Source organism: Methanothermobacter tenebrarum, from assembly GCF_003264935.1.
GTDB classification, from domain to species: domain Archaea; phylum Methanobacteriota; class Methanobacteria; order Methanobacteriales; family DSM-23052; genus Methanothermobacter_A; species Methanothermobacter_A tenebrarum_A.
The window spans coordinates 173,485-187,652 of sequence record NZ_QLOE01000003.1; the positions used below are offsets into that span (position 1 = coordinate 173,485).

Genomic DNA, 14,168 nt, shown 5'->3' on the forward strand with positions numbered 1-14,168 from the left:
GTGTATAAATTTGGTTGATAACCTGAAAAGGGAGATACTTTCCCAGGTTGAGAAATTTTTAAATTATATCAATAATAGGCTTCCAGAGGGGATGGAACTCGAATATGAGGGATTCTACCAGAGGGGCTTTTTCGTAACCAAGAAGAGATATGCCCTAATCGAAGATAATACCATCATCGTCAAGGGCCTTGAACTAGTAAGGAGGGACTGGGCGCCAATAGCCAAGAAGACACAACAGATGGTACTCCGGGCAATACTAGAGGAAGGATCCCCCAAGAAGGCTAAAGATATTGTAAGGAAGGTTATAAAAGATATTAAAGAAGGTAACGTGCGAGTCGAGGATCTTATCATCCATACACAGATTACCAAGAACCTTGACGAATACAAGCAAGTGGGCCCCCACATAGTAGCAGCTAGAAGATCACTCAAAAAGGGTAGACGGGTTGAAAGAGGATCCATAATCCGTTACATTATAGTGAAGGGGAAAGAACCCATTAGTCAAAGGGCGGTCCCAGCCGAAGATTTCAAGGGGGAGTATGACCCTGATTATTATATAGAGAATCAAGTTCTAGCTGCCGTATCCCGTATAATAACTTCACTTGGATATTCGACAGAGGATCTTCTCATGTTGGCGAAGGGTGAAAGACAGAGTAGCCTAGACGCATTCCTATAGGGGGGGTGGAGTTCATGATAAAAGCCGTGTACTTTGATATTGATGATACGCTCTATGACACGTCAAGTTTTGCAATGTTAGCTAGAAAAGCTGCTTTAAGTGTCATGATAGAGGCTGGGCTACCCCTCACACAAGAAGAGGCTTACCCCCTCCTTAAAGAGATTATAGATGAAAAGGGATCAAATTATGGTAAACATTTTAACGTGCTTACGGAGAGGGTTTTCGGTGAGGAAAACCCCCTACTGATAGCTTTGGGCGTGATAACATACCATAATGTTAAGTTCGCCCTTCTGAGACCGTTCCCACAGACCATACCCACCTTGATATACCTCAAAAGTAAAGGTTATCATCTTGGAGTGATATCTAACGGCCTTACCATAAAACAATGGGAGAAACTGATAAGACTTGGCATACACCATTTCTTTGATGAGGTTGTCACTTCAGAAGAGGTGGGAGTTGAAAAACCAGATCAGGGAATATTTAGGGAAGCCCTCAATAGGATGGGTTGTAAGCCTGAAAATTCTGTCATGGTTGGGGATAAGTTTAAGGAGGATATAATCGGCGCAGTGAATGCTGGCATGTCAGCAATACTTGTCAACTCCAAGTTAAAAGATGATGAGAAAGATTATATAAAAAGAGAAAAACTCGACATAGAGATAATATCCAACATTGGGGAGCTTAAAAATATCCTATAGGTGGTGCCTAAAAGTGGATTATTATCATGATGAAAAAATGCAAATACTCTTCGAGGTTTTAAAACAGCCAAAGAGTCTTGATGAGATAGACTTATCAAGCGAGTTTATAAAAAACCTTATCCTCAAAATCATAGCCACCTATGGGACAATAAAAGTTGAAAGGATCCATGAAATCACAGGGTTACATGTGAACATACTCGAAGAATGTATAAGAGAGATGGAAGATGAGGAATTATGTGCTTCCATTGGTGGGGGCTTCCTATTCCCAACAGTAACATATACTATAAAAAGGGAGGGAAGAAACCTCGCAGAAAAACTCCTTAAAGAAAACCCATACACTGGCATGGCACCAGTAACATATGAACTTTATTATAAGATAATGGAAAAACAACTCGAGGGAAGATTCCCCATCAAAATACCTGATGAGATCATTGAGGAAGCATTCAAGGACATTGTTGGCAGCGAAGAGGCTAAAAAGACCATGATTGAAGCTGCTACAGTTGGAAAAGGCTTTTTTATATATGGTCCTCCTGGGACGGGTAAAACATTCATCACAAGTAAAATGTCGGATCTGCTTCCCCCAATTTTAATCCCACGCTATATCGAATTTAATGAACAAGTAATCCAATTATACGACCCAGATTTTCACAAACTCTGTGATGAACAACCAGAGGACCCAAGGTGGGTTAAAATATATGCACCATTCGTCTTCACAGGATCTGAACTTACAATTGAAAAAATGGAGACAAATTTCAACCAAAATAAGGGAGTATATGAGACCTCCCCTATCGTAAAAGCAAATGGTGGCGTCCTACTCCTTGATGATCTTGGAAGACAAAAGGAAGACCATAACATGATACTTAACCGTTTAATAATACCCCTAGAAAACAGAAAGGAAATAGTATATGTTAGAGGGGTTCCTGTCACTGTACATTCACATTTTATCCCTGTATTCTCCACAAACCTTGATATAAGTATAATGGATGAGGCCCATCTTAGAAGGGCGCCCTTACATATATTCCTCCAGGAACCCCCAGTGGATGAGATAATTGAAGTATTCAAAAGAAATTTAGATCTTCTAGGTGAAAAATATGATGAAGAGATTTTCGAAAGACTCAGACTAGTTTACACGCCCAAAGAGGATGGTGGTGAAGGATTAACCCCAACTTTCGCCCATGCCAGGGATCTTGCCCAAATAGCCCAGGCAGTGAGAATAAATCGTGAAATGGAAAAAATAGATGTGGAAATACTAGAAGAAGCCCTAGAAAGGCATGTTCTCATAGACCTTCAAAGGATGGATATTGATATTGCAGAGGCGCAGCAACGCCTACGCACCTTCAGGGTGGAGACCCCACAAGTTGAAGAAGCTAAAGAATTATTATTAAGGTATGGGGCGATTGAGATAGGTATTGAAGACGTTTCAATACTCTTAGAACTTAAAAAGACAATAAACCCTACCCTATTACTTGAATACCTTAATGAAAACAACATAGATCTTAAGAATGTTGAAATTATAACAGAGAATAATATTAGATTGCAAACTTCACAAGTTGAAGAAGTTGAGAGACTATTATCAGAGTGTGGATCAGTTGAATTAAGCATTGAAAGCGGTTCAATACTTGTAGATTTTGAAGAGACAGTCACCCCCACGCAATTACTTGAATATTTCAATGAAAATAACATAAATGTTAGAGATATTAAGATTATAACAGAAACCAAAAGGGAATTTCGGAAAATTATCCTCAGTAAAGGGGCGTCTTCATGAATATCCAGGGGATAATTCTACCAGCCTTAGTTTCCTTCTCTGTGTCAGTTATTTTCTGGCTTTTAGTAATGATAATTCCGAGCTTTTTTCCAAGGGAAATGGCTAGGATACTATCATATTTTAAGAGGGAGCCAGAGAATCCGTTTGAAATAGCGAATATCTTATCCCATTTGGGGGATGATGGTTGGCGGAAGTTTTTTGCCATGGAACTTTTAAAAGGAAGATTCCATGAAAAGTTAAAAGAGCTTGAATCGAGAAAGTGTGAAGAGTGGGCGAGGGAAGTTGAATCCCAAAAGGAACTTTTAGAGAAGAGAAAACTTACAGACGATGAAATACTCCACATAGAAGCGGGTAAAGAACTGAAAAGAAGGTATGGTAACCTATTAAGGTCTGTGGAGGCTGATAAGTCGAAATTCCAACTTAGTAAGTATGAGGAGGAGTTTATAGGGATACGGGACGAGAAAAAGGGTCAGATCAGCAAGTTAAGGGATAAATATGATGATTTCACCTTCTGGGCCTTGAAAAATAGGAACTTGTTAAAATATATCAAGGAGAGGATCTTCTCTAATAAGGAATTCCAACTTTCGAAGATTAAGAATTCATCAAAGGAATGGGCTCTCATACACTTATGGGGATTAAAAGCGCCTGAAAGATATCAAACTAGTAAATTGTATGAGAATCTCCTACTTTATATGGCGATTGTAGGGGATAAAAGGGCCATCATGGAATTGGCAATATCTCTTAGTTCACACGAAAAGTCATTAGATTTCCTCGATAATATCATGAAAAAGGTTGAAAATTGGTTAGCTAGATCCTAAACTGGGATTTTCTTCAGTTATTATGAAAATGTTATCTGCAATGTCTTTTCTGAGCACGATCTTTGACCCTTTCACTTCTATTTCAATAGATTCTATTGGAGGACTCTTTTTCAGGACTCTTATAAAACTTCCGATGGTTATCCCCATGTTCATAATTTTTTCCATGAACTTGTAGTCGCCTCTTATAAATGATACTCTTCCTTCTTCCATCTCTTCTAGTTGGGGTAGTGATAGCAGTTTTTCGTCCCTTGAACCTATTTCTTTAAGGTCTTCATCTTTTCTTTTCACACATTCGCTACATGTTTTGAATTTGAAGTCGCATGGGGGTATGAGGTTTTTATCAGGACAGTAACTTGGCTGCTTGAGCAGTTGACAGAGAGCTCTTTCAGCATCATCAGAAAGCGCATGTTCCATTTCACAAGCCTGTTGATGTATTTTATCCCGTTTCAAATTTAGAATGTCATATAGGAACCTTTCAAGCAGCCTATGTTTCCTTATGACCTTCTCGGCCATCCTATAACCTTTCGTTGTGAGTTTAACGCCCCTATATGGTGAATAGTCCACAAGGCCCATCTTGGCCAATCTCTGAAGCATCTGAGTGACGCTTGGAGGGGCTATCCTTAATTCTCTGGATATGCTGGATGTACTTACGAATTCTTGCTCTTGTGAAAGTTTATAAAGAGTTTCTAGGTACTCTTCTATGTTTTCGCTTAAAATTTCCATTAGGTTCACCTAAATTATTATCATATCTCATTAAATATCCATATAAAAATTTTCCTAGACAAGAATCATAAATCTAAAAAAACTTTCTTTTAAGTTTAGGAACTCATTCACATTTTTAATCTGATAATCTGGGATAATATCAATGTTGGCACTTTTCATAACCAAAAAGTTTATGTAATCAATATATAGATAATATAAAAATATAAAGATTTTCTAGTTTAAGAGGGCCCGTAGCTCAGTCTGGCAGGGCATCTGGCTCTTAACCAGAAGATCGCGGGTTCAAATCCCGTCGGGCCCATCCAAAGTTTTCTTTGGCAGTATTATACAAGAGTCAAAAGAGTAAAAAAGGTAGAATATGGTTCACAGTTTTTTTATACAAGGTGATGCCTTTGGTGTTTGATTTCTATGACAAAAAAGTGGGGATCATTCTCTTGGCATTCTTTACAGGAGTTTCTATAGGTTTGATTTACTATTTCCATTTTATCTTACATGTTCATGTTATATTCACCCATTTCTTTTATATTCCGATTATTTTAGCGACTATTTGGTTTAAAAGAAGATCTCTGATTTTAACTGGGATATTATCATTTCTACTTTTAGCCTCTTCTTACCTTGTATCATCTTTTTATCTTATTGAGGATTTATTCCGCGTTTTAATGTTATTTTTTGTAAATATAGTGGTTATATTTTTAGTTGAGGAGATAGACAAGAGGAGAAGACAGATAGCAGAAAGCGAGGAAAGATATCGTTTACTATTTGAATTGTCACCCCAGTATATATTAATTTCTAACTTTGATGGGAAGATTTATGATGTAAATGAGCATGTAAGTGAATTTATTGGACTAGAAAAGGATGAATTGAAGGGTAAGTCCGTTTTTGATTTGAACCTCATCCTACCCGAGAAAATAGATGAAGCTAAGGATTTGCTGAAGACCATAAAAAGGGGTGGGAAAGTTCCACCTTATGAAACGAAGATTCTAGACCCCCTGGGGAATGAACGTCATGTTAGGATCCTCAGTGAGCCTATTAATGTCAATGGGAAGGATTTGGTTATATTTGTGGTCCAAGATTTAACTGATATAAAAGAAGCCCAAAAAGAATTGGAGAAGGCCATTGAGGAGAAGGATCTGCTCCTTAAAGAAATCCATCATAGGGTTAAGAACAATCTTATGATAATTTCAAGTCTTTTAAGCCTCCAAGCAAGATATTTAAAGGGTAAAGAGGCGTTTGAAATCTTTAAAGAGAGTGAAAATAGGGCGAGATCCATGGCACTAATCCATGAGAAGCTCTATCGTTCTTCTAACTTTAAAGAAATTGACATGATGGAGTATCTTCAGACACTTGCCAGAGGTATATTTACTAGTTACGCCCCTACAGGGGTCGAACTTAACCTTGACATTGACAGGATAAAAATGGATGTAGAATTGGCCATACCAGTTGGTTTGATAGTGAATGAGCTTATAACAAATTCGTGTAAGCATGCCTTCCCAGAGGGTGGGAAAGGAGAAGTTAATTTAAAGTTGAAGTCTTTGGATGATAAGATCCTTCTTGAAGTGAGTGATAATGGGGTGGGCTTCCCTGAGGATCTTGATTGGCAGAATACAGAATCTTTAGGTCTTCAATTAGTTAAAAGTTTAGCTGACCAGATCAACGCTGAGGTCCAGATGATATCAGATAATGGAACAACCTTCAGGTTAACAATACCTGAAGTTTCTATGGGGAAAGGATAAATTATTCTATTTTTTTGAATTCTTCTTTTGGCGCTCCACAAATTGGACATTTTTCTGGTGGCTCATCTTCGACTGTGTTACCACACCAATTACACACATAATAGTCTACTTCCTCGTTTTCTCCAAGGTTTTCAAGGGCTTTTTTGTAAAGTTGTTCATGTATCATCTCAACTTTATTAGCAACGGTGAAGCTCCATGTAGCCTGTTCTTCCCCTTCATTTTCGGATTCTTCAATGAATTGGGGGTACATCTCCTCGAATTCATGGGCTTCGCCATCTATGGCTTCTCTAAGGTTTTCCTCTGTACTTTTAACAGCTCCCATAGCATCTAGATGATTAAAAGCGTGCACCGCCTCTGCAGCTGCAGCTGCACGGAATAGCTTCGCGATCTGAGGATATCCTTCCTCATCAGCTTTTTTCGCAAATGCAAGGTATTTTCTGTTTGCTTGGGATTCCCCGGCAAATGCTTCTTTCAAATTTTCTAATGTTGACATTATCATCCCCCAAAAAAAAGGGAAAAATATGTAGGGGGGTGCTTATCATACTGTGGATGTATTCTAGCACCCCCCCAATAGCATATCATTTCATTGTTTTAACGGCCAATTCCACATCTTCTGCTTTAACTGTCTTTCTACCAGCGTGTTTTGCGAATTTAACAGCTGATACTGCTATCTCTTCACCCATTTTTTCCAGGGCCTTTGCTAGTGCTTCTCTTGCATCATTGCTTATTCTCTCAGCACCGGCATTTTTTATGATTCTTCCAACTGGTGCTATTGGTAATTCAACCATATTTTCACCTCCAAAATAACCTAATAGTTACTCATATTTAAATCTATTGATTATACTTGGATTTATGGGATTAATTCAACCATAAAATTACAATGGTAATCGATATGATAGATCACAAAATTGTAACTTTTCCCAAAGCCAGATCCCCATGAAAAAAAATTGAAACCTCAAAAAAAATGTATTGACCATAACTTGGAACAAGTTATTAAGGAAACTTGGGATGATAAAAAATTTATAATATAAACCTATCATAGAATAAAAGGGAAATAATCTTAACAGAAGATGATATTATGTTTGACACCCTAAAAGTCAGCCCACACACGAAAAAAATATTAGAAAAGGCCCTGAATGAGCCAATATCCTCCGAGGATGCGCTTTATCTAATGAAACTCCAAGGAAGCGAATTGCATGGGCTTTTCATAATAGCAGATGCTGTGCGGCGAGAAATTGTCGGGGAAGAAGTCACATTCATAAAAAATTGGAATATAAACTTCACAAACATTTGCACAGGCAACTGCGGCTTCTGCGCCTTCAGAAAGAGCCCGAATGAGAATGGATCATATTTCATGCAAATACCTGGGATACTCAAGAGGGCTAAAATGGCCGCGGCAAATGGGGCAATAGAACTATGCATACAAGGAGGATTACACCCCAACGTGGACACATACTTCTATGAGGATATTTTAAGGGCTATAAAATCTGAGCTCCCAAAGATACACATCCATGCATTCTCACCAATGGAAATATATTATGGATCAAAAAGTGCGGAACTTTCGATAGAGGAAACTCTAAGGATACTTAAGAAGGCAGGGTTAGATTCGATGCCAGGAACGGCAGCTGAGATCCTAGATGATAATATTCGACGTATTATCTGTCCAAAAAAGCTCAATACAAGAGAATGGATTGAAGTGATAGAAACCGCCCATAAAACAGGCATCCCCACAACCTCAACCATCATGTATGGTCATATAGATGAAGCTGAAGAAAGGATAAAACACCTTGAAATTTTGAAATCTATCCAAGAGCGTACAGGTGGCTTCACAGAATTCGTACCATTACCATTCATGCACAAAAATACGAGAATATACCAGGATGGGCTTGCCAAGGCCGGGAGTACTGGGACGGAAGACTTGAAACTTTATGCTGTTGCAAGATTAATGTTCAGAGACCTTATAAAGAATATACAAGCATCATGGGTTAAACTAGGATTTAAATTCGCACAAATGTGCCTACTGGCAGGTGCAAATGATCTTGGCGGGACACTCGGCGAAGAGAACATTTCAAGATCGGCTGGAGCATCATATGGTGTTAACGCGGAAGTCGAGGAAATGAGGAGGGTTATAATGGATATTGGTAGAACCCCTGCTATGAGGGATACGCTCTATAGGAAAATACAACCAGTCACTCAACCCTATCTATGATTATCCTGTCACCTTCCTCCACTTCCTGGAAGATTTCAAGGTTTTCTATGATCTTACCTATATGGTTAACTTCAGAATAGGGTTGACTTGACCCGAAAAAGATACAGAAGGCATAACCTGGAGGCCAATAGGATATATCACCTATAGTAGCCTTTTTGGATGGATTCTCATATTCTATGGTTAATGGTATGTCAAAATAGACCTCTTCAAGCCATATGAGGGCTCTGCCCTCTAATGGCAGATTATCATAGATGATCTGAGCCGTTTTAGGGTTTCTATCATCCAATTTTCCAATCGCATGGCCTTTCCCTTCAACTTCTATCTTGATCATCATCTTTCATACCCTCCCAGGGGACTCTCCCTTCGCAAGTTTGGAAAGGGGGGCTTCTTATCTCAGAAAAACTTCCTTTTAATTTTTTTGTGAACTGTTTCCTGGAAATTAGGGGGTTGCCGTCGACAGGCCTAGATTAATGGGGACATTTGAAAACTCGCCTACGGAATCCTTTTATCAAAGGGGGTGGTTGAAATTAAACTTTTCCCATTCTCTAATTATTTGAACACCACTTGAGGTTCCTATTCGATCAGCTCCCGCTTCTATCATGGCAAGCGCGGTTTTAAGATCTCTTATACCACCGGAGGCTTTAACACCCATATTTTTCCCTACCACGGATCTCATCAGTTTCACATCCTCTAAGGTGGCTCCTTTAAGCTTGCAATAAGCGGTTGATGTTTTAACATAATCTGCACCGGCTTTTTTACTTATTTTGCAGGCTAGTATCTTTTCTTTTTCTGTTAAATATGCTGTTTCTATTATGACTTTAACTATATTGCCATTGGCAGCTTCGACCACCCCTTTTATATCCTCAGTGACAAAGTCTAGTTCTCTAGATTTTAGCGCCCCTATATTTATAACCATGTCTAATTCACTGGCACCGTTTTTTATAGCCTCTTTAGCTTCAAAAACTTTTACCCTTGGGGTGGTGCTGCCTGTTGGGAATCCTATAACGGAACCTACTTTTATTGGCGTGCCATTGAGTATTTTGGATGCTAATCTGACATTAGTTGGGGTTACCATTACACAGCCAAACCCGTAATGGACAGCCTCTTTACATAATCTTATTATGTCATCTTTTTTTGCATCAGCTTTTACATTTGTATGATCTATGAGACGTGCAAAACTCTCTTTTTCCATTTTATCCACTCATTTTAACACTTTTGCCATGTATGGGCCTTCTTTCTCATATCCAAGCCTCTTATAATAGTTTCTTACCCCTATTCCGCTCGTGATTAATATTTTTTCCTTGTTGTTTTTGATGGCTAGTTCTTCTGCCCAGGATAATAGTTTCTCCCCATACCCTGAATGTTGTCCAATACCCTTTCCTGGTTCGCCGAGGGGGAGCATAGGCCCGTAGACATGTAATTCTCTTACTAGCGCCGTTTTTTCGTTAATTTCCCTTCGGTGGGCTTTCTTGGATGGTAGTCTTAATCTGAGGAATCCGATGAGAATATTATTTTCAGTGTCTTCATAGGATAGGAAGAATTCTTTCCCACCTGTTGCTTTGTAGGATTCTTTCAAGGGTTTTATGTTGTCTGGGTTTATACTGGCGCCTTTTGATAGTCTGTGTCCTATTTCTCTGCATCTTATGCATTGGCATTGTATGCCTTCTTCTTCGAGTTTCTTGTAAACTATTTCTCCAAGGTTTGATTTTTTAACTCCATCAACGATTAAGTGTGAGGGTATATCACGTTGTATCCTCATTGTACGAACCCATTTTGGTAGCATCTTCTTTATTTGGACGATTAATTCAGCCGCTTCTTCTGTATTATATGGTTTGTATTCTCCTTTTTCCCATAGGTGGTATAATTGGCTGTTCCTTGTAACTAGGCATGGGTATATTTTTATCATGTCGGGTTTGAAGGATGGGTCTGAAAATAGTCTTTTGAAAATTCTAAGATCCTTTTCGAAGTCTGCGAATAAGCCTGGCATGAGGTGCATTGCGACTTTGATACCTGAATCTCTTAGGATTCTGTTGGATTCTATAACATCTTGGATGTTATGGCCTCTTTTTATTCTCTGGTATATGTGGTTGTATATTGTTTGAACTCCAAGTTCTACTCTTGTGACCCCAAAGGATAGCATCCTATCCACGTCTTCTTCTTTGCAGTAGTCGGGTCTTGTTTCGAATGTTAGGCCCACGCACCTTATAGGTGCCTTTTCATTGGCTGATTGGACATCCTTTAGGTGTATGTAATCGTTATTATATTTTGGTAGTTTTATTTTGAGGTTTTTGATATTGGCTCCGAAGTCTATCATTGCTTTTAGGCATTGTGTTATGAACCATTCTTGGTAGCATAGTGTCTGGGATGGGAATGTGCCCCCCATTATGATTAGTTCTACTTTATCTGTGGGGTGTCCTATGCTGTGGAGTTGCTTTAGTCTGTTGTATACTTGGTGGTATGGGTGGAATTTGTACATTCTTGCTCTGAGTGCTGCTGGTTCTTCTCCTGTGTAACTTGGGGGTGCTTTTTCGCTTTCTGGACAGTATAAGCATCTCCCATGGGGGCATGGGTGGGGTTGGCACATTACTGCTACTATTGCAACTCCAGAGATTGTCCTTGTAGGTTTTTTTCTTAAGAGTTCTTCTATGATCTTTCTTTCTTTTTTTGTGGCATATTTTAGTATTGTGGAGTTGCCTATGAACTTTTTGAGTTTAAGGTCCTTGCAAACTCTACGTTTCAGATTTTCGAGCTCTTCTCTTGTCTTTATTTTTCCTTTGACTATTTCTTCTATTATTAAGCGACAGGCGCTTTCCATCCTCTGGAACTCCTCCTTTAAGTCTTTGTTCTTCTCATGATGTCAAGGGTTCTTATGAGGTCTGTTTTTGATATTATCCCGACGAGTTTGTTGTCCTTGAGGACTGGTAATCTTCCAAGGTCGTGTTTGGTTAATTTTTCCAATGCTGTCATAGCATCATCATTGATATTTACTGTGATAACATCCTTTGTCATCACCTCCTCGATGGGGGTATCTTTTTCTGCGCTTGATAGGTCATGAAATGTTACTATACCCTTGAGTTCGCCATTTTCTGTTACAGGGTATCCCATGTGCTTGTATTTGAACACTGTTTTAAGGGCTTCTTCAACTGTTGAAGAAGGTTTGAGCGTGATAGGCTCTGGTGTCATCACATCACTTACTTTAACCCCTTCAAGTAAGGATGATATGAATACTAGCCTGTATTCTTGTTCGGCGCCGATATAAATGAAAAGGGCTATTAATATAAGGAATAGGTTGAAGAATATTCCAGCCATTGCCATGAGTATAGCGAGAAATTTCCCAAGGTTCGCGGCAACTTCTGTTGAACGTAGATAACTCATCTTCTCTGCTAATAACGCTCTTAATATTCTACCACCGTCCATTGGAAATGCAGGTATCAAGTTAAAGAACGCTAGCACCACATTTACTAGTATGAAATTGGCCACGAATTCTATTATTGCCTGTGGGAATATTCTTGTGGATGCTATGCCATAGAGGGTGAATGCTATTATCAGGTTCGTGAGGGGTCCTGCGATAGATATTAACAGTTCTTGACGGGGCACCCTGGGTATTTCCTCCATCTTAGCAATACCGCCTATGGGGAGTAGGAGTATTTTCTCTATTTTCACTCCGAAATGGCGTGCTACATATGAATGTGCCAATTCATGGATGACAACTGTCACAAAGATTAATGTTATAAGCACGGCAAGTTCTAATGAAATTAGCTTTAAAAATGCCAAAAAGTATATGGAGATTATCAATATTAGGAATGAAAAATCTAATTCTATGGGTATGCCAAAAATCTTGAATATCTTTATGGATGTTTTCATGATTAAATTTTTATCCTATAGGAAAATATATATTCCCATTAGATAAACATAATATTAGCATAGAGAGTTGGTGTTTTGATGTTGGTCTCCGAATTTTTAGGTAAGAAGGTTCTTGATAAAAACGCTATAGAGGTAGGTAAGGTATCTGATATGGACATAGACCTTGAGAATGGGATGATAAATTCCGTGATCATATCAAAGGGAGAGTTAGCCCTCAGGCCACAGACATTCATAGTAAATATCGACGAAATACAGAAAGTAGGCGATTATGTCATAATTGATATAGCTGTTGAGGGGGTTTCAGAGACTCCTGGGGAGGAAACGACCAAATTATCACTTGGAAAAGAAGAATAATTGGGGGGTATTATATTGGAGATAGTTGATGGAAGAGGAAAAACGATAACTGTAGGTTCTATTGTGAGATATACTGGTACCGGTACTACTGGGGAGGTTTCAGGGCTTAAAGTAGAGGATGACCAAGGATGGGCTAGGCTTGCCGACTCAGACCTATGGTATAATACTGAGTATCTTGAAGTACTGGACAAGGCAGAGTTTGAAAGAAGAGAATCCGAAAAGAAGGAAGAAATAGAGAAGCGCCTTAAAAAACTTAAGAAGATGCGAGAGGACCTTGAAGAGGTTGACATGGGCTCAGAAGTCTGTGACGGTGGAGGTTAACCTTCCGAGTCCTCTTTCAATTCTTTTTTTTAGATCAGCTTCTCTATTACCCAGAGAATTTTAAGTTCATAAACAATACTGGTATAATCTTGATAATAGCGGGTATAGCAAGTTTATTCGCTAGGGCGGAGAAGTCATCTAGAATAGCCAGCTTGGCAGTGTGTATAATAGGGGTCTTATATTTGGTAGTGGGGACATTCGCAAAGGATCCTATATTCCTCGCTTGGTTAATCGGATTAGCACTTGTCATTGATGGGATAGGGCTCCTCATATAACGTCAGGGTCTTGTACGCTGACGCAGAACCTGCAAAGAGCACCTGGAGTGTCCATTTGCTTCTCTTTAACAGGGCAATAATAAACATTTTTTCTTTTTTTCACCATTAATCCGCCTGGAAACCGAGTCCCAACAGGGTGTATCGGCTCTTCTCTTATGAATGTCGCATATACACTTATTATCCGCGCAATTTCCTGGAAACACTTTTCAGGCTTATTCTTGGCATTCTTAAGCTGCTCATCAAGAAATTCTATAAATTCACCCAATTTTTTAGTATTTACTAGTCTATTATATTCTTTCCTATCCTTTTCATTTTTCACATCCCTCATCCTATTGAAAAAAGCCTTTGTAAATCTTTTAATAAACTCTTCCCGCTCCTTGACCGGCATATACTTGGTTTCTTCCCTTAAGTAGATTGTTGCATCCATTATATCCTTTATTGAAATCTTTGAAGCTTCCTTTTTAAGAATTTTTAAAAGATCTCTTTTAGTCAACTTTTCGGGGATGCTAGTCTTTTCAAACATTTAAAGCCACCTTAAGGTCTTGAAGTGCTATACACATGTTGCATTTTTTTCTTTGAATGGACAATAAAAGGTGCCCCTTCTCTTTTCTTACAATAAAACCTCCAAGAAATGGCATCCTTATAGGATAAAAAGGGCTCCTCTTTCATGAAAATAAGGTAAAATATAGGAATTGATGAGTGCATTTCAAATAAACGACGAATGCAATATAGAATTTTCCC

At 38.8% G+C, this 14,168-nt stretch carries 17 protein-coding genes and 1 tRNA gene; 10 read left to right on the forward strand and 8 right to left on the reverse strand.

Translation table 11 applies throughout. The features are described 5' to 3' along the window. Nucleotides 1-10 precede the first annotated feature (10 nt). From DPC56_RS03710 to DPC56_RS03730, 4 genes are all read left to right on the forward strand, one after another. Nucleotides 11-673 carry a DNA polymerase domain-containing protein gene (locus tag DPC56_RS03710; protein ID WP_112093709.1) on the forward strand — a complete coding sequence of 221 codons (663 nt, stop codon included), beginning with the start codon at nt 11-13 and terminating at the stop codon, nt 671-673. Between the two features lie 14 nt (nt 674-687). Further along, a complete protein-coding gene (locus tag DPC56_RS03715; protein WP_112093710.1) occupies nt 688-1,368 on the forward strand; it encodes a TIGR02253 family HAD-type hydrolase in 681 nt (226 codons plus the stop codon). A 13-nt stretch (nt 1,369-1,381) separates the two neighbouring features. Beyond that, on the forward strand, nt 1,382-3,133 hold the full coding sequence (locus DPC56_RS03720; protein WP_112093711.1) for an ATP-binding protein: 1,752 nt from the start codon (nt 1,382-1,384) through the stop codon (nt 3,131-3,133). A gap of 98 nt (nt 3,134-3,231) precedes the next feature. Continuing rightward, nucleotides 3,232-3,951, forward strand: coding sequence for a hypothetical protein (locus DPC56_RS03730; RefSeq protein WP_146737606.1), 720 nt, complete (start codon nt 3,232-3,234; stop codon nt 3,949-3,951). Here the strand turns inward: DPC56_RS03730 and DPC56_RS03735 are convergent. Beyond that, the gene (locus DPC56_RS03735; RefSeq protein ID WP_245923865.1) at nt 3,937-4,674 is read right to left on the reverse strand and encodes a metal-dependent transcriptional regulator; all 738 of its coding nucleotides are present in this window, start codon (nt 4,672-4,674) and stop codon (nt 3,937-3,939) included. The two genes, DPC56_RS03730 and DPC56_RS03735, sit on opposite strands and share 15 nt — an antisense overlap. 224 nt (nt 4,675-4,898) lie before the next feature. Between DPC56_RS03735 and DPC56_RS03740 the strand changes: the two genes are divergently transcribed. Together DPC56_RS03740 and DPC56_RS03745 are read left to right on the forward strand one after the other, a co-directional pair. Then, nucleotides 4,899-4,972 (forward strand) — tRNA-Lys (locus tag DPC56_RS03740). A gap of 13 nt (nt 4,973-4,985) precedes the next feature. Then, nucleotides 4,986-6,404, forward strand: coding sequence for a sensor histidine kinase (locus tag DPC56_RS03745; RefSeq protein WP_146737607.1), 1,419 nt, complete (start codon nt 4,986-4,988; stop codon nt 6,402-6,404). A 1-nt stretch (nt 6,405) separates the two neighbouring features. Here DPC56_RS03745 and DPC56_RS03750 read toward each other — a convergent pair whose 3' ends face one another. Beyond that, on the reverse strand, nt 6,406-6,897 hold the full coding sequence (locus tag DPC56_RS03750) for a rubrerythrin family protein (RefSeq protein WP_112093716.1): 492 nt from the start codon (nt 6,895-6,897) through the stop codon (nt 6,406-6,408). A gap of 85 nt (nt 6,898-6,982) precedes the next feature. Next, nucleotides 6,983-7,192 (reverse strand): histone family protein, encoded by a 210-nt coding sequence (locus DPC56_RS03755; RefSeq protein WP_112093717.1) that lies wholly within the window; start codon nt 7,190-7,192, stop codon nt 6,983-6,985. Nucleotides 7,193-7,482: 290 nt separating this feature from the next. On the opposite strand from DPC56_RS03755, the gene cofH reads away from it, so the two are divergent. Next, nucleotides 7,483-8,613 (forward strand): 5-amino-6-(D-ribitylamino)uracil--L-tyrosine 4-hydroxyphenyl transferase CofH, encoded by a 1,131-nt coding sequence (gene cofH / locus DPC56_RS03760; RefSeq protein ID WP_112093718.1) that lies wholly within the window; start codon nt 7,483-7,485, stop codon nt 8,611-8,613. Here the strand turns inward: cofH and DPC56_RS03765 are convergent. From DPC56_RS03765 to DPC56_RS03780, 4 genes are all read right to left on the reverse strand, one after another. After that, the gene (locus DPC56_RS03765; protein ID WP_112093719.1) at nt 8,594-8,947 is read right to left on the reverse strand and encodes a cyclophilin-like fold protein; all 354 of its coding nucleotides are present in this window, start codon (nt 8,945-8,947) and stop codon (nt 8,594-8,596) included. The two genes, cofH and DPC56_RS03765, sit on opposite strands and share 20 nt — an antisense overlap. Before the next feature lie 174 nt (nt 8,948-9,121). Beyond that, the gene (gene deoC / locus DPC56_RS03770) at nt 9,122-9,805 is read right to left on the reverse strand and encodes a deoxyribose-phosphate aldolase (RefSeq protein WP_112093720.1); all 684 of its coding nucleotides are present in this window, start codon (nt 9,803-9,805) and stop codon (nt 9,122-9,124) included. A gap of 9 nt (nt 9,806-9,814) precedes the next feature. Next, complete coding sequence (locus DPC56_RS03775) at nt 9,815-11,428, reverse strand: tRNA uridine(34) 5-carboxymethylaminomethyl modification radical SAM/GNAT enzyme Elp3 (protein WP_112093721.1); 1,614 nt, start codon at nt 11,426-11,428, stop codon at nt 9,815-9,817. Between the two features lie 17 nt (nt 11,429-11,445). Continuing rightward, nucleotides 11,446-12,477 (reverse strand): CBS domain-containing protein, encoded by a 1,032-nt coding sequence (locus DPC56_RS03780; protein WP_112093722.1) that lies wholly within the window; start codon nt 12,475-12,477, stop codon nt 11,446-11,448. 78 nt (nt 12,478-12,555) lie between these two features. Here DPC56_RS03780 and DPC56_RS03785 point away from each other — a divergent pair, with 78 nt between their 5' ends. From DPC56_RS03785 to DPC56_RS03795, 3 genes are all read left to right on the forward strand, one after another. Beyond that, complete coding sequence (locus DPC56_RS03785) at nt 12,556-12,831, forward strand: PRC-barrel domain-containing protein (protein ID WP_112093723.1); 276 nt, start codon at nt 12,556-12,558, stop codon at nt 12,829-12,831. A gap of 15 nt (nt 12,832-12,846) precedes the next feature. After that, nucleotides 12,847-13,152 carry a DUF2098 domain-containing protein gene (locus tag DPC56_RS03790; protein WP_112093724.1) on the forward strand — a complete coding sequence of 102 codons (306 nt, stop codon included), beginning with the start codon at nt 12,847-12,849 and terminating at the stop codon, nt 13,150-13,152. An 89-nt stretch (nt 13,153-13,241) separates the two neighbouring features. Continuing rightward, nucleotides 13,242-13,427 (forward strand): hypothetical protein, encoded by a 186-nt coding sequence (locus DPC56_RS03795; RefSeq protein WP_112093725.1) that lies wholly within the window; start codon nt 13,242-13,244, stop codon nt 13,425-13,427. Here the strand turns inward: DPC56_RS03795 and DPC56_RS03800 are convergent. Next, a complete protein-coding gene (locus tag DPC56_RS03800; protein ID WP_112093726.1) occupies nt 13,420-13,950 on the reverse strand; it encodes a DUF2115 domain-containing protein in 531 nt (176 codons plus the stop codon). The genes DPC56_RS03795 and DPC56_RS03800 overlap by 8 nt on opposite strands. Nucleotides 13,951-14,168 lie beyond the last annotated feature (218 nt).

Bases quoted from the DNA above. Each gene is read 5' to 3' on its own strand.
- DPC56_RS03715 (WP_112093710.1), top strand. From the start codon at position 688: ATGATAAAAGCCGTGTACTTTGATATTGATGATACGCTCTATGACACG.
- DPC56_RS03730 (WP_146737606.1), top strand. From the start codon at position 3,232: ATGGCTAGGATACTATCATATTTTAAGAGGGAGCCAGAGAATCCGTTT.
- DPC56_RS03735 (WP_245923865.1), bottom strand. From the start codon at position 4,674: ATGGAAATTTTAAGCGAAAACATAGAAGAGTACCTAGAAACTCTTTAT.
- DPC56_RS03750 (WP_112093716.1), bottom strand. From the start codon at position 6,897: ATGTCAACATTAGAAAATTTGAAAGAAGCATTTGCCGGGGAATCCCAA.
- DPC56_RS03755 (WP_112093717.1), bottom strand. From the start codon at position 7,192: ATGGTTGAATTACCAATAGCACCAGTTGGAAGAATCATAAAAAATGCC.
- cofH (WP_112093718.1), top strand. From the start codon at position 7,483: ATGTTTGACACCCTAAAAGTCAGCCCACACACGAAAAAAATATTAGAA.
- DPC56_RS03765 (WP_112093719.1), bottom strand. From the start codon at position 8,947: ATGATGATCAAGATAGAAGTTGAAGGGAAAGGCCATGCGATTGGAAAA.
- deoC (WP_112093720.1), bottom strand. From the start codon at position 9,805: ATGGAAAAAGAGAGTTTTGCACGTCTCATAGATCATACAAATGTAAAA.
- DPC56_RS03775 (WP_112093721.1), bottom strand. From the start codon at position 11,428: ATGGAAAGCGCCTGTCGCTTAATAATAGAAGAAATAGTCAAAGGAAAA.
- DPC56_RS03780 (WP_112093722.1), bottom strand. From the start codon at position 12,477: ATGAAAACATCCATAAAGATATTCAAGATTTTTGGCATACCCATAGAA.
- DPC56_RS03785 (WP_112093723.1), top strand. From the start codon at position 12,556: ATGTTGGTCTCCGAATTTTTAGGTAAGAAGGTTCTTGATAAAAACGCT.
- DPC56_RS03800 (WP_112093726.1), bottom strand. From the start codon at position 13,950: ATGTTTGAAAAGACTAGCATCCCCGAAAAGTTGACTAAAAGAGATCTT.